Origin of the sequence: Streptomyces sp. NBC_00872, assembly GCF_045161915.1 — a bacterium.
Taxonomy (GTDB): Bacteria; Actinomycetota; Actinomycetes; order Streptomycetales; family Streptomycetaceae; genus Streptomyces.
This window is the reverse complement of the sequence record NZ_CP108806.1, coordinates 7272790-7285776: the sequence shown is the minus strand read 5'-3', so window position 1 is coordinate 7285776 and position 12987 is coordinate 7272790. Positions and strand designations below refer to the sequence as shown.

Sequence of the window (12987 nt, the reverse complement as noted above, 5' to 3'; positions counted from 1 at the left end):
TCCGGGGACGCGCCTGCCCCTGCTTGCACGAGCCAAACGATTTGGTGGCCCAGGTCACAGCGGATGGGGCAGCATCGGCCGGAAAGTCCCTTCCCCAGGAGGAGTGGTGACTGCCCGTGACCACTCCTGGGTGCCTACGGGGCCTGTCCACGCGGCCCGTCCGTCGGCGGCGATTGACGGCGGCGGCCGACGGCGGCGGCTGACGGCAGCGGCTGGCGGCGACTGTCAGTGGGCTGGGGCATCATCGGGGTTGTGACGCGACGCCTGATGCTCCTCGACACCGCTTCCCTCTACTTCCGGGCCTATTTCGGGGTCCCCGACTCCGTACGGGCCCCGGACGGCACCCCGGTCAACGCGGTGCGCGGTCTGCTCGACTTCATCGCACGCCTGGTCCAGGACCACCGCCCCGACGAGCTGGTGGCCTGCATGGACGCGGACTGGCGGCCCCAGTGGCGGGTGGAGCTGATTCCGTCGTACAAGGCCCACCGGGTGGCCGAGGAGCGGGCGGAGGGGCCCGACAAGGAGGAGACCCCGGACACGCTCGCGCCACAGGTCCCGGTCATCGAGGCGGTGCTCGACGCGCTCGGAATCGCCCGGGTCGGCGTCGCGGGGTACGAGGCGGACGATGTGATCGGCACACTGGCCGGCCGGGCGAAGGGCCCGGTGGACATCGTCACCGGCGACCGGGATCTCTATCAGCTCGTCGACGACGCCCGTGGTGTCCGGGTGCTCTATCCCCTGAAGGGGGTGGGCACGCTCCAGCTCACCGACGAGGCGGTGCTGCGCGAGAAGTACGGGGTCGACGGACCCGGGTATGTCGATCTGGCGCTGCTGCGCGGCGACCCGAGCGACGGTCTGCCCGGGGTGCCGGGGATCGGTGAGAAGACCGCGGCCAAGCTGCTGGACGCCTTCGGTGATCTGGCCGGGATCATGGCGGCGGTGGACGATCCGCGCTCGAAGCTCACCCCGTCGCAGCGCAAGCGGCTCGACGAGGCCCGGGAGTATGTGGCGGTCGCGCCCACGGTGGTCCGGGTCGCGGGGGACGTTCCGCTGCCGGAGTTCGACCCCGCCCTGCCCTCGGAGCCGCGCGATCCGGCACTGGTCGAGGCGCTCGGGGCCCGGTGGGGGCTCGGCGGCGCCCTCCAGAGGCTCCTGGTCACGCTCAAGAGCTGAGGTCCACGGCCGGGGCTCCCGCACGGGCGAGGTGTTAGCTTAGGTAAGCCTAAGCATCACCAGAGTCTGGGGAGACCACCGTGGCAGAACAGCCGGCCCGCAGGGCACCGAAGGCGCGTGAGGCACAGGTCGTGCGTACCGAGTGGCTCACTCCGCACATGGTGCGTGTCGTTCTGGGCGGTGAGGGGGTGGCCGGAGTGGAGGCCGGTGAGTTCACCGACCACTACATCAAGGTGCTGTTCGCCGCGGACGGGGTGACCTATCCCGAACCGTTCGACATGGATCGGATCCGCGCGGAGTTCCCGCGTGACCAGTGGCCCACGACCCGTACGTACACGGTGCGCGCCTGGGACCCGGACGCCGGGGAGTTGACCGTCGACTTCGTGGTGCACGGCGACGAGGGTCTGGCCGGCCCCTGGGCGGCGCGGGTGCGGCCGGGAGAGACCGTACGGTTCCTCGGGCCCGGCGGTTCGTACGCCCCGGACCCGGCGGCGGACTGGCATCTGCTGGCCGGGGACGAGAGTGCCCTGCCCGCGATCGCCGCCTCGCTGGAGCGGGTTCCGGCGGGCACGCCCGTGCACGCCTTCGTCGAGATCGCGGGCCCCGAGGAGGAGCAGAAGATCACGACACCGGACGGCACCGGGATCACCTGGCTGCACCGGGGCGACCGCCCGGTCGGCGAGGCCCTGGTCGCCGCCGTACGCGAGCTGGAGTTCCCCCCGGGTGACGTCCACGCCTTTGTGCACGGCGAGGCCGGCTTTGTGAAGGACCTCCGCCGTCATCTGCGGCTGGAGCGGAACGTCCCGCGCGAGCGGCTGTCGGCGTCGGGGTACTGGCGGCTCGGCCAGACCGACGAGGCCTGGCGCGCCGTCAAGCGCCAGTGGAACGAGCAGGTGGAGCAGGAGCAGGAGACGCGCTAGACCCCGTCCGGTGTCCGGTATCTCCCGTACCGGACATGGCCGGTACGGCAGGACGGGCGCCGCGAGGCCGGCGGCGTGGACCCCGGTCGTGGCCGGGGTCTCCGTGGCGACGGGCGGCTGCCTCCATCTCCTCGCCGCGGTCTCAGCGGTCTCCGTGGTCTTCGCCCTCTCCGCGTGAACCGGCACCAGTCCGACGCGGCAGCGGCTCCGAATACGTGCTGAGGTAGTTCAGGACGTCTTGGAGGAAAGCCGCGTGAAAGAAGCCGTGTACATCGGCGGACCCGCTCCGGTGGGGCCCGACCTGCCGGAACTCCTCGGCCGCGTGGCCAAGGGCGACCAGGACGCCTTCGCGCGCGTGTACGACCGGGTCTGCGGCCCCGTCCTGGGCCTGGTCCGCTCCGTGCTGCGCGATCCGGCCCAGTCGGAGGAGGTGGCCCAGGAAGTACTGCTGGAGGTCTGGCGTTCCGCCGCCCGCTACGAGCGTGCCCGTGGCAGCGTCATGACCTGGGTGCTCACCCTCGCCCACCGGCGCGCGGTGGACCGGGTGCGCTCGGCCCAGGCGTCCAGCGACCGGGAGCACAGGGCGGCGCTGCTGGAACGTGTCCCGGCCTTCGACGAGGTGACCGAGGAGGTGGAGGCCGGTCTCGAACGCGAGCAGGTACGCCGCTGTCTGCGGACCCTGACCGCGCTCCAGCACCAGTCCGTGACCCTCGCGTACTACCAGGGCCTGGCCTACCGGGAGGTGGCCGAACTGCTCTCGGTCCCCCTGGGCACGGTCAAGACACGGCTGCGTGACGGGCTCATCCGGCTGCGCGACTGTCTGGGGGTACAGGCGTGACCACGGCCGATCCGCACACGCTGACCGGCGCGTACGCGCTGCACGCCCTGGAGCCCGGGGAGCGCGCCGAGTTCGAACGCCATCTCGCGGTGTGCGCGGACTGTGCCCGGGAGGTGGGAGAGCTGACCGCCACCGCCGCCCGGCTGGGACAGGCCGTGTCCGTGACACCGCCGCCCGCCCTCAAAGAGCGGGTGCTCCGGCGTATCGCCACCGAACGGCAGGAACCGCCGAGGGTCATCCCGCTCCCCCGTTCGGGCGATGACGCGGGGCGCGGACGCGGGCACGGGCACGGGCGCGCGCTGTCCCGGTTCGCGCCGGCGGCCTGTCTGGCCGCGGCCGTCGCGTTCGGCGGTATCGCGGTGTGGCAGCACCAGGAGGCACAGGACGCGCTCCGGCGAGCACAGGAGACGCGCCAGCGCGCCGAGGAGCTGGCGACGGTGCTCGCCGCACCGGATGCCCAGGTCGCCACCGGGAAGCTGACGGACGGCGCGACCGGCACGGTGGTGGTCTCACGCGGCCGGGACAGGGCGGCGTTCATCGCGTCCGGTATGCCGAAACCGCCGTCCGGCAAGGTCTACCAGCTCTGGTACGACGACGGCGGGACGATGCGCCCCGCCGGCCTCATGGACCCCACCGCCGGTTCGGACACCGTGCTGATGGCCGGCCGCGTGGGCCCGGCCTCAGGCATGGGCATCACGGTGGAACCGGCGGGCGGCTCACCACGGCCCACCTCGGAGCCCGTGGCGCTGATGAACTTCCCGGCCGCGTAAGAAGACGGACGGACGAGGGGACGAGCAGACGAAAGTAAGGACGGACGACGGAACGGACATGTGAGGAGACGGACATGAGCGTCGCGGTGGTGCTCTTCACCTCCGATCTGCGGGTCCACGACCAGCCGGTGCTGCGCGCCGCCGTGGACGGCGCCGACGAGGTGGTGCCCCTCTTCGTCCGGGACACGGGGATCGCGGCGGCGGGGTTCGACGCCCCCAACCGCCGTGCCTTCCTGGCCGATTGCCTGGTCTCGCTGGACGCTTCGCTGCGTAAGCGCGGTGGCCGCCTGATCGTCCGTTCGGGTGAGGTCGTGGAAGAGGTCTGCCGGGTGGTGCGCGAGACCGGCGCACGGGAGGTCCATGTCGCCGCCGGGGTGAGCCGGTACGCCGTACGCCGCGAGGACCGGCTGCGTACGGAGCTGGAGCGGGCGGGATGCGCGCTCGTCGCGTACGACGCGGTGGTCACCGCCGTGCCGCCGGGCCGGATCACCCCGTCGGGCAAGGACCATTTCGCGGTCTTCACCCCGTACTTCCACCGCTGGGAGGAGACGGGGCGGCGCGCGACGGCGGCCGCTCCCCGCTCGGTGAGGGTGCCGCCGGTCAACGGGGAGCCGCTGCCGGAGCGCGACGCGGTCGAAGGGGTCTCACCCGGCCTCGCGCGGGGCGGCGAGGACAGGGCGCGTGAGCGGCTGGCGTCCTGGCTCGCCGACGGGATCGGGGCGTACGGGAACCGGCACGACGACCTGGCGGGCGATGCCACCTCCCGCCTCTCCCCGTACCTTCACTTCGGCTGTCTCTCCCCGGTGGAACTGGTCCAGCGGGCCGAACGGCTGTCCGGACCGGGCGCGGAGGCCTTCGTACGGCAGCTCGCCTGGCGGGACTTCCATCACCAGGTGCTCGCGGCCCGGCCGGAGTCGTCGTGGTCGGACTACCGCACGCGCGGGGACCGCTGGCGTACGGACGACAAGGAGATCGCGGCCTGGCGGGAGGGGCGCACCGGCTGTCCGATCGTGGACGCCGCCATGCGCCAGCTTCTGCACGAGGGCTGGATGCACAACCGGGGCCGGCTCCTGGCGGCGAGCTTTCTCACCAAGACGCTGTACGTGGACTGGCGCGTCGGCGCCCGTCACTTCCTGGAGCTGCTGGTGGACGGCGACATCGCCGACAACCAGCTCAACTGGCAGTGGGTGGCGGGCACCGGCACGGACACCCGGCCCAACCGCGTTCTCAATCCGCTCGCCCAGGCCAGACGGTTCGATCCGCGCGGCGCGTATGTACGGCGCTGGGTCCCGGAGCTCGCCGGGCTCGCGGGACCGTCCGTCCATGAGCCCTGGAAGGTCACCGGCGCCGACCGTGCCCGGCTGGACTATCCGGACCCGGTAGTGGATCTGTCGGAGGGCCGGGACCGTTTCGCACGGGCCCGGGATCTCGGCTCCGGGCCCGGCTGAGGGCGCCCAGGCGCCGAGATCCCGGACCGCCGAGAGCGCCCCGGGGCCGAGATCCGGGCCGCTGAGGGCCCCTGAGGCCGCTCCTGTCCGCTGACCCCGGGCCGGCTCCTGTCCGCCGGCCCTGGCCCGCTCCTGTCCGCCTCCATCGGCACGATCTTCACTCCTTCGGGTGTACGAGCAATCCGCGTCGGTTCCCGCGCCGAACAGCCGGTGTGAGCAGCGATCAGAGAGTCCTCGTGCCGGAGGGTGACACCGTCCGCCCGGCAGCACGCCGACCGCGCGCCGCCCTGGGCGCGCTGAGCGGGCTGATCACCGGACTCACGGCCCTGGCCGTGGCGGAGTTGGCCGCGGTGGTGGCCGTACGCCCCGAGGCGGGTCCGGTCACGGCGGTGGGCGGGGCGTTCATCGACCGCACTCCGCCCTGGCTGAAGGACTTCGCCGTACGGAACTTCGGGACCGACGACAAGCTGGTGCTCCGGCTCGGCATCCTGGCGGTCCTGGCGGTCCTCGCCATGGCCGTCGGAGTGGTCTCGCTGAGATACCGGCGGACGGGTTCCGCGGTGGTTCTGGTCTTCGGCGCCGTCGGAGCGGTGGCGGCGGTCGGGCGGCCGGACGGCGGTCCGCACGACGCCCTGCCCTCCGCCGTGGGCGCCCTGACGGCCTGCGGAGTGCTGTATCTGCTGGCCGGCAGGCTCACACTCCGTCCGTCCCGCGCGGAGGGCGGGGCGGACGGGCTCCTCGACCGGCGCGGCTTTGTCATAGCCGCGTCGGGCGCGGTGGCGGCGTCGGCCGGGGCCGGCGTGCTCGGACGCCGGCTCACTGCCTCGGAAGCGGCCGGCGCCGCCGCCTCACGCGAGAACATCGTGCTGCCCGCGCCGGCCTCACCGGCGCCTCCGGTGCCGGCCGGCGCGGGACCGCGAATCCCCGGACTGAGTCCTTTCACCACGCCGGTCAAGGACTTCTACCGGGTGGACACCGCACTGGTGGTGCCCCGGATCGACGCCACGCGCTGGCGGCTGCGGATCCATGGCAAGGGTGTCACCCGGCCGCTGACGGTCGGCTTCGACGATCTGCTGCGCCGCGAGCTGATCGAGCGGGACATCACCCTGACCTGTGTCTCCAACGAGGTCGGCGGACCCTATGTGGGCAACGCCCGCTGGATCGGGGTACGGCTGGCAGGTCTGCTGCGCGAGGCCGGGGTCAGGGCACCCTCCGAGGGCGGGCCCGCCGACCAGCTCGTGGCGCGCTCGGTGGACGGTATGACGATCGGCTCACCGGTCGAGACGGTCATGGACGGCCGGGACGCGCTGCTCGCGGTGGGGATGAACGGCGAGCCGCTCCCCTTCGGCCACGGCTTCCCGGTCCGGATGCTGGTACCGGGGCTGTACGGCTATGTCTCGGCCTGCAAATGGCTCCAGGACCTGGAACTGACCACGTTCGCCGACTACGACGCGTACTGGGTGAAGCGGTCCTGGTCCCCCACGGCCGCCGTCAAGACCCAGTCGCGTATCGACACCCCCCGGCCGTTCGCGAGCCCCAGGGCCGGGACGGTCCCGGTCGCCGGGGTGGCCTGGGCCCAGCACCGGGGTATCGCCCGGGTGGAGGTACGGGTCGACGGCGGGAAGTGGCACACCGCCCGGCTGGCGGCGGAGGACAGCAAGGACACCTGGCGCCAGTGGGTGTGGGAGTGGCCCGCCACCAGCGGCAGCCACACGCTCGAAGTCCGGGCCACCGATCAGGACGGCCGTACGCAGACGGACCGGCGCGCCGGGACCGTGCCGGACGGCGCGACCGGATGGCACTCGGTGGTGGTCGCCGTGACCTGACCCCGGGGCCGCCGGCTTCCCCGGCGCCCTTCCTCGCCTCTCCCAACAGACCGTCACCGGTCTTCTCCCCCGCGCGCGGAGATGCCGTGCGCCACTTCTCAAGGAGTCATCTCGTGATCACCACTCGTCTCCGCGGGGTCGCCCTCGCCGTCACCACCGCCGCCGTACTGCCGCTGGCCCTGAGCGCCTGTTCCTCCGACGACGGGGGCAAGGACACCAAGGACTCCGCCTCCTCCTCGGTCGCGCGGGAGGAGTCGAAGGGCACGGCGGACGACGCGGCCGGCTCGGGCGGCCGGCCCTTCGGTACGGCCTGCGCGTCGGTGCCCGAGAACGGCGCGGGCAGCTTCGACGGGATGTCGAAGGACCCCGTCGCGACGGCCGCGTCCAACAACCCCGCCCTCTCCACCCTGGTCACCGCGGTGAAGAAGGCCGGTCTGGTCGACACGCTCAACAACGCCAGGAACATCACCGTCTTCGCGCCGACCGACGACGCCTTCGCCAAGATCCCGAAGGAGGAGCTGGACAAGGTCCTCGCCGACAAGGCCACACTGACCAAGATCCTCACCTACCACGTGGTGGCCCGGAAGCTGACGCCCGCTCAGCTCTCGGACGGCACCTATCCGACCCTGGAGAAGTCCACGCTGACCACGAAGGGCTCGGGCGAGTCGTACACGGTCAACGACACCGCCCGGGTGGTCTGCGGCGATGTGCGGACCGCGAACGCCACCGTCCACATCGTCGACAGCGTGCTGATGCCCGCCATGTAGCCAGGATCCCGGAGACCGGGGAACCTTGGTCCCATGGCGGCCACGGGAGTGAGCACTTGGGCGCCGCACGGACACTGCCGCGTCATGGCGGTGAAACAGCCTCTCCCTAATTTCTGTCAATCGACAGGAATCAGTGAGCAGACAGGGGCCGCCATGACCGGTACCGGTACCGCATCCACGGACATACGGAACGACCCGGCCGGCACCGGCGCGGGAACAGACCCGGACACGGACACTGCCGCAGCCGCGGGCCGGGGCGACGCGGCCGAACTCGCCGGTTTCGGCTACCGGCAGGAGCTGCACCGGACCATGGGCCGGTACGCCTCGTTCGCCGCCGGGTTCTCCTTCATCTCCGTCCTCACCACCGTGTTCCAGTTCTTCGCCTTCGGCTTCTCGTTCGGCGGCGCGGCCTTCTTCTGGACCTGGCCCGCGGTGCTCCTCGGGCAGCTGCTGGTCGCCGCCTGTTTCGCCGAACTCGCCGCCCGCTACCCGCTGTCCGGTGCGATCTACCAGTGGTCCACCCGGCTGAGCACACCGTCGTTCGGCTGGTTCACCGGGTGGATCATGGTGATCGGCCAGATGGTCGTGGTGGCCGCGGCGGCCCTCGCGCTCCAGGTCGTGCTGCCCGCCATCTGGAGCGGATTCCAGCTCGTCGGCGACGATCCGGCGCCCACCTCGGCGAGCGGCGCGGCCAACGCCGCGCTGCTCGCCGTCGTCCTGCTCGTCCTCACCACGGTCGTGAACCTCCTCGACAACCGTGTGATGTCCGTCGTCAACCGCGTCGGGGTCACCGCCGAGATCATCGGAGCCGCGCTGATCATCGTGCTGCTCCTCACCCACACCGAGCGCGGCCCGGGTGTCACCCTCCACACCGGGGGCCAGGGCGGAGCGATCACCGCGCTGCTGGTGGGCTCCTTCGCCGCCGCGTACGTCCTGATCGGCTTCGACAGCGCGGGCGAGCTGAGCGAGGAGACCCGCGCTCCACGCCGTACCGCGCCGCGCACGATCCTGCTCGCCCTGGCGTCCGCCGGTGTCCTCGGCGGACTGCTCGTGCTGGGCGGGGTGCTGGCCGCGCCGAGCCTCACCGACGGCCGGCTGGGGACGGAGGGACTCTCGTACGTGCTGACCAGCACCCTCGGCGACGGTGTGGGCCGACTGCTGCTGGCCGATGTGGCGCTGGCGGTCGCCGTGGCCACGCTCGCCATCCAGACCTCGGGCTCGCGCATGCTCTTCTCCATGGCCAGGGACGGTGTCCTGCCCGCCGCCGGCCGGCTGGCGAAGGTCTCCCCGCGTACGGGGATGCCGACCGGCCCGGCCCTCGTCGTGGGGGCGGCGGCAGCGGTGCTCTGTCTGCTCAACCTGGCGTCGCCGGAGGCCTTTCTGGCCATCGGCACGACCTGTATCGCCATGCTCTATCTCGCGTATCTGATGGTCACGGGCCCCATGCTGGTCCGCAGGCTCCGTGGCACCTACACCGGCGGAAGCACCGCCGACACTGCAAGCACCGGCAACACGGGAAACACCAGCGCCACGGCAAGCACCGCGGGTACGGGGACCGGGCTCGACGAGACGGGCCGGCCGCTGTTCTCGCTGGGCCGCTGGGGTCTGCCGGTCAATGTGCTGGCCTGTCTGTACGGCGCGGCCATGACGGTCAATCTGGCCTGGCCCCGGGCGGCGGTGTACGACCCGGCGGGCGGGCACTGGTACTTCCAGTGGTTCACGGTCCTCTTCCTCCTTGCCACCATCGGGGTCGGGGCCCTGTGGCGGGCATGGAGGGCACATCGAGGGCACACAGCCACCGTCCCGGCCCCGGCCCTCCCGGAATCGGCTCGCTAGTGCTCTGACCGCAGGGTCCTCGTTGGTGTGGGGTGTCAGAGCTGAGTGCCACCGCCGTCCACGGCGAGTTCGGTGCCGGTGGTGTAGGTGGCGTCGAACGCGAGAAAGAGCGCAGCCTTGGTCACTTCGGACGGGGTCCCCAGTCGCAGCATGGGGATCTGCGCGACAAGCGCCTTCGTCTCCTCGTCCGACTGCCGGGGCATCGACTTGTCCATGATCCCGGTGTCGATCGGGCCGGGGCTGACCGCGTTGACACGAATTCTTCGCGGGAGAAGTTCACGGGCCAGGCCGCGGGTCATCGAGCGCAGTGCCGCCTTGCTGGCCGCGTACGCGCTGAGCATCGGCAGGCCCAGCACATTGACGGCCGAGGTCGTGAGCACCACCCCGCTGCCCTCCGCCAGCAGCGGAGCGAGCTTCTGCACGGTGAAGTACGGTCCCTTGGCGTTGGTGGTCAGCAGCTGGTCGTACAACTCCTCACTCGTTGCCTCGAACGGTGCGGAGCCGGTGACACCGGCATTGCCGAACAGGGCGTCGACCGTGCCGAACTCGGCCTTCACCCGGTCGGCCAGCGCATCGATGTGAGGCAGTGACGCCGCGTCGCTGCGGACCGCGATCGCGTTCTCGCCGAGTTGGTCACGGGCGGCACTCAGCTTGTCCTGGTCGCGCCCGGTGATCAGCACGCGCGCGCCTTCGTCCACGAGTGACCGGGCGATGGCCAGGCCCAAGCCGCTGCTGCCTCCCGTGATGACGACCTTCTTGCCCTCGTATCTGCCCATGTCGAACATCTCCTGTCTGTTGTCTGTGGAATAGGCGTGATGGTTCTCGCCCCGGCGGGTGGAGCGTGGCGCGGTGTTCAGTGAAGACCTGGCCGCAGTCTGATCACGACCTTGCCGTGGACGTGACGTCCGGCTTGCAGTGTCACGGCATCGCGGATCTGCCCGATCGGGAAGGTCGCGGCGATCGGTACGGTGATCGCGCCGGCGAGGATCGCGTCGCTGATCCGCTCCATGGCGTCCGGGCTCGCGTCGAAACCACCGGTCGCGCGAACGCCGCCGGGGGGATTGGGCCCCGCGGCGATCGTGGAGATCCGCTCGGGCGGCACGCCGAGCGCGAGCGCGGTCTCGGCCGTTTCGATGCCGCCGAAGTCGTACCCGAAGCCGGACGGCACGCTGATGCCGAACCGGGCCGCGAGTTCGGGCCGCGAGGCGATGCCCCAGTCCATGGGATTCAGACCGGCGGCCGTGACATGGACGCGGACCTCGCCCGGCCCGGCATGGGGTTCCGGAACCTCCCGCAGCTCCAGCACTTCGGGACCGCCGAACGTCTCGTAGACAACAGCCCGGCTCATGAGTACCTCCAGCGGACAAAGTGACGGGACTTGGTCCCATCACCATACATGGGTGACGGCACCAAGTCCCGTAAGATGTCCCCCATGGCCCGCTGGCAACCCCACGCACCCGAGCGACTGCTCGTCGCCGCCCTGGAACTGTTCGAGGAACGGGGCTACGAGAACACGACGGTCATCGAGATCACAGAGCGCGCCGGGCTGACGAAGAGCACCTTCTTCCGGCACTTCCCGGACAAGCGAGAGGTGCTCTTCGGCGGGGGCACGATGACCGGACTGCTCGTCGACGGGATCGACACGGCACCAGCCGGGGCCGGCCCCCTCGAAGCGGTAGCGCACGCTCTGGACGCGATCGGCAGGGAAGCCTTCACCTCCGACCGTCGCGAATTCAGCGCCCGGAGGTCGGCGGTGATCGCCGCCAACCCGGAATTGCGTGAACGCGAGGCACTGAAGGAACTCGGCCTCATCGCATCGATGATCGACGCACTCAAGCGCCGCGGTGTTCCCGACCTGACCTCACGCGTAACCGCCGAACTGGGCGCGCTCGCCTGGAAGATCGCCTACGAGCGCTGGAGGGACACGGCCAACCGCGACGACTTCGCCGAACTCGCGCGGCGGACACTCACCGAAGTACGAGCGGCCAGCGCCTTGTGCTGACGGCCGGCCCTTGTGCTGACGGCAGGCTCCCGACACGGACCCGCTCCCGCCGCCCGCTCCCGCCGCCCGCATCCGCTGCCGGCATCCGCTGCCCGCATCCGCGGAGCGCCACGGGCGCGGCGGCCCGTCCGTCGGCTTGTACGGTGACCTTCGGCTTGTACGGTGGCTTGCGTGATCGTTCGCACGAACGAGGCCGGGCGGCGGCTCGGTGGCCCGGCTGCGGCGGCGGTGTTCGCCATCGGTATGGCGGGTACGACCCTGCCCACTCCGCTGTACGGCCTCTACCGGCAGCAGCTCGGTTTCTCCGAGCTGCTGGTCACGGTGGTGTTCGCCGTCTACGCCATCGGGGTGATCTCCGCGCTGCTGGTGGCGGGCGACTACTCCGACGAGGCGGGGCGGCGGCCGGTGCTGCTGACCGCCCTCGCACTCTCCGCCGCCAGTGCCCTCTGCTTCCTCCTCGAAGGCGGGCTGCCGCTGCTGTTCACCGGCCGGCTGCTGTCGGGCCTCGCCGCCGGACTGCTCAGCGGCACCGCCACCGCCACCGTGCTGGAACTCGCCGCGCCGGGGCGCGAGGCACGGGCGGCCTTCGTCGCCACCGCGGCCGGCATGGGCGGTCTGGGCTGTGGCCCCCTGCTGTCCGGGCTGCTCGCCCAGTACGCGCCCTGGCCGCTGGGGCTGTCCTTCCTGGTGAATCTCGCGCTGGTGGCCGTGGCGTGCGTACTGACCTGGTTCCTGCGGGAGACCGTCCCGCACCCCGTGCGGTGGCCACGGCTCAGACCGCAGGGGCTGACGGTGCCGCCCGAGGTGCGCGGAGTGTTCGTACCGTCGGCGCTCGCCGCCTTCGTCGGCTTCGCGCTGCTGGGAGTGTTCCTGGCGGTGGCACCGGCCTTTCTCTCCCAGACGCTCGGCGAGCGCAATCTGGCCGTGTCGGGGGCGGTCGTCTTCTCGGTGTTCCTGGCCTCCACGGCCGGACAGGCACTGCTCGGGAAAATCGGGGTCGGCCGGGGACTGCCGGCCGGGTGTCTCTTCCTGGTGCTCGGTCTGCTGCTGGTGGGCGCCTCCCTGGCGGCGGAGTCACTGCCGCTGCTCGTACTGGGCGCGCTCTGCGGCGGACTCGGCCAGGGCCTCGCCTTCCGCGCCGGTATGACCGCGATCAGCGGGGCGGCGCCGCCGGAACACCGGGGAGGCACCATCTCGGCCTACTTCGTCGTGGCCTATCTGGGGATCTCCGTGCCGGTGGTGGCCGTGGGGGCGCTGACGCTCTGGCTGGGGCTGAAGAACGCGGGGATGGTGTTCACCGCGTGCCTGGTGGTGCTGTCGGCCGGCATCGGACTCCACGTCCAGCGCCGCCCCCTGCCGAAGAGCTGACGGACCAACAGAAGCGGCGCTCCCCCGGCGGCGCCCCCG

13 protein-coding genes are annotated in these 12987 nt (G+C 71.6%); 11 read left to right on the top strand and 2 right to left on the bottom strand.

From position 1 onward, the window contains the following. Positions 1-267: 267 nt before the first annotated feature. From OG214_RS31150 to OG214_RS31110, 9 genes are all read left to right on the top strand, one after another. Positions 268-1173: a 5'-3' exonuclease H3TH domain-containing protein gene (locus OG214_RS31150; protein ID WP_405987671.1), complete on the top strand. Its 906-nt coding sequence runs from the start codon at positions 268-270 to the stop codon at positions 1171-1173. Between the two features lie 80 nt (positions 1174-1253). Then, a complete protein-coding gene (locus OG214_RS31145; protein ID WP_405986597.1) occupies positions 1254-2093 on the top strand; it encodes a siderophore-interacting protein in 840 nt (279 codons plus the stop codon). A 10-nt stretch (positions 2094-2103) separates the two neighbouring features. Further along, complete coding sequence (locus OG214_RS31140) at positions 2104-2271, top strand: hypothetical protein (protein WP_405986596.1); 168 nt, start codon at positions 2104-2106, stop codon at positions 2269-2271. Between the two features lie 75 nt (positions 2272-2346). Continuing rightward, positions 2347-2931 carry a sigma-70 family RNA polymerase sigma factor gene (locus OG214_RS31135; RefSeq protein ID WP_363086014.1) on the top strand — a complete coding sequence of 195 codons (585 nt, stop codon included), beginning with the start codon at positions 2347-2349 and terminating at the stop codon, positions 2929-2931. After that, positions 2928-3701, top strand: coding sequence for an anti-sigma factor domain-containing protein (locus OG214_RS31130; RefSeq protein ID WP_405986595.1), 774 nt, complete (start codon positions 2928-2930; stop codon positions 3699-3701). Before OG214_RS31135 ends, OG214_RS31130 begins: the two co-directional genes overlap by 4 nt. A 74-nt stretch (positions 3702-3775) precedes the next feature. After that, positions 3776-5149, top strand: coding sequence for a cryptochrome/photolyase family protein (locus OG214_RS31125; RefSeq protein WP_405986594.1), 1374 nt, complete (start codon positions 3776-3778; stop codon positions 5147-5149). 308 nt (positions 5150-5457) lie between these two features. Then, on the top strand, positions 5458-6975 hold the full coding sequence (locus tag OG214_RS31120) for a molybdopterin-dependent oxidoreductase (protein WP_405987670.1): 1518 nt from the start codon (positions 5458-5460) through the stop codon (positions 6973-6975). 113 nt (positions 6976-7088) lie between these two features. Continuing rightward, positions 7089-7742 (top strand): fasciclin domain-containing protein, encoded by a 654-nt coding sequence (locus tag OG214_RS31115; protein WP_405986593.1) that lies wholly within the window; start codon positions 7089-7091, stop codon positions 7740-7742. A gap of 309 nt (positions 7743-8051) precedes the next feature. Then, positions 8052-9578: an amino acid permease gene (locus OG214_RS31110; RefSeq protein ID WP_405987669.1), complete on the top strand. Its 1527-nt coding sequence runs from the start codon at positions 8052-8054 to the stop codon at positions 9576-9578. A 35-nt stretch (positions 9579-9613) separates the two neighbouring features. On the opposite strand, the gene OG214_RS31105 is transcribed toward OG214_RS31110, so the two are convergent. Beyond that, a complete protein-coding gene (locus OG214_RS31105; protein ID WP_382849251.1) occupies positions 9614-10354 on the bottom strand; it encodes an SDR family oxidoreductase in 741 nt (246 codons plus the stop codon). A 77-nt stretch (positions 10355-10431) separates the two neighbouring features. After that, the gene (locus OG214_RS31100) at positions 10432-10926 is read right to left on the bottom strand and encodes a zinc-binding dehydrogenase (RefSeq protein WP_405986592.1); all 495 of its coding nucleotides are present in this window, start codon (positions 10924-10926) and stop codon (positions 10432-10434) included. Between the two features lie 84 nt (positions 10927-11010). Between OG214_RS31100 and OG214_RS31095 the strand changes: the two genes are divergently transcribed. After that, positions 11011-11580 (top strand): TetR/AcrR family transcriptional regulator, encoded by a 570-nt coding sequence (locus OG214_RS31095; RefSeq protein WP_405986591.1) that lies wholly within the window; start codon positions 11011-11013, stop codon positions 11578-11580. 171 nt (positions 11581-11751) lie between these two features. Then, a complete protein-coding gene (locus tag OG214_RS31090) occupies positions 11752-12948 on the top strand; it encodes an MFS transporter (RefSeq protein WP_405986590.1) in 1197 nt (398 codons plus the stop codon). Positions 12949-12987 lie beyond the last annotated feature (39 nt).

What these genes read in the sequence shown, in the direction of transcription:
- OG214_RS31110 (WP_405987669.1), top strand. Translation starts at nt 8,052, where the DNA reads ATGGGCCGGTACGCCTCGTTCGCCGCCGGGTTCTCCTTCATCTCCGTC.
- OG214_RS31100 (WP_405986592.1), bottom strand. Translation starts at nt 10,926, where the DNA reads ATGAGCCGGGCTGTTGTCTACGAGACGTTCGGCGGTCCCGAAGTGCTG.
- OG214_RS31125 (WP_405986594.1), top strand. Translation starts at nt 3,776, where the DNA reads ATGAGCGTCGCGGTGGTGCTCTTCACCTCCGATCTGCGGGTCCACGAC.
- OG214_RS31150 (WP_405987671.1), top strand. Translation starts at nt 268, where the DNA reads ATGCTCCTCGACACCGCTTCCCTCTACTTCCGGGCCTATTTCGGGGTC.
- OG214_RS31095 (WP_405986591.1), top strand. Translation starts at nt 11,011, where the DNA reads ATGGCCCGCTGGCAACCCCACGCACCCGAGCGACTGCTCGTCGCCGCC.
- OG214_RS31105 (WP_382849251.1), bottom strand. Translation starts at nt 10,354, where the DNA reads ATGGGCAGATACGAGGGCAAGAAGGTCGTCATCACGGGAGGCAGCAGC.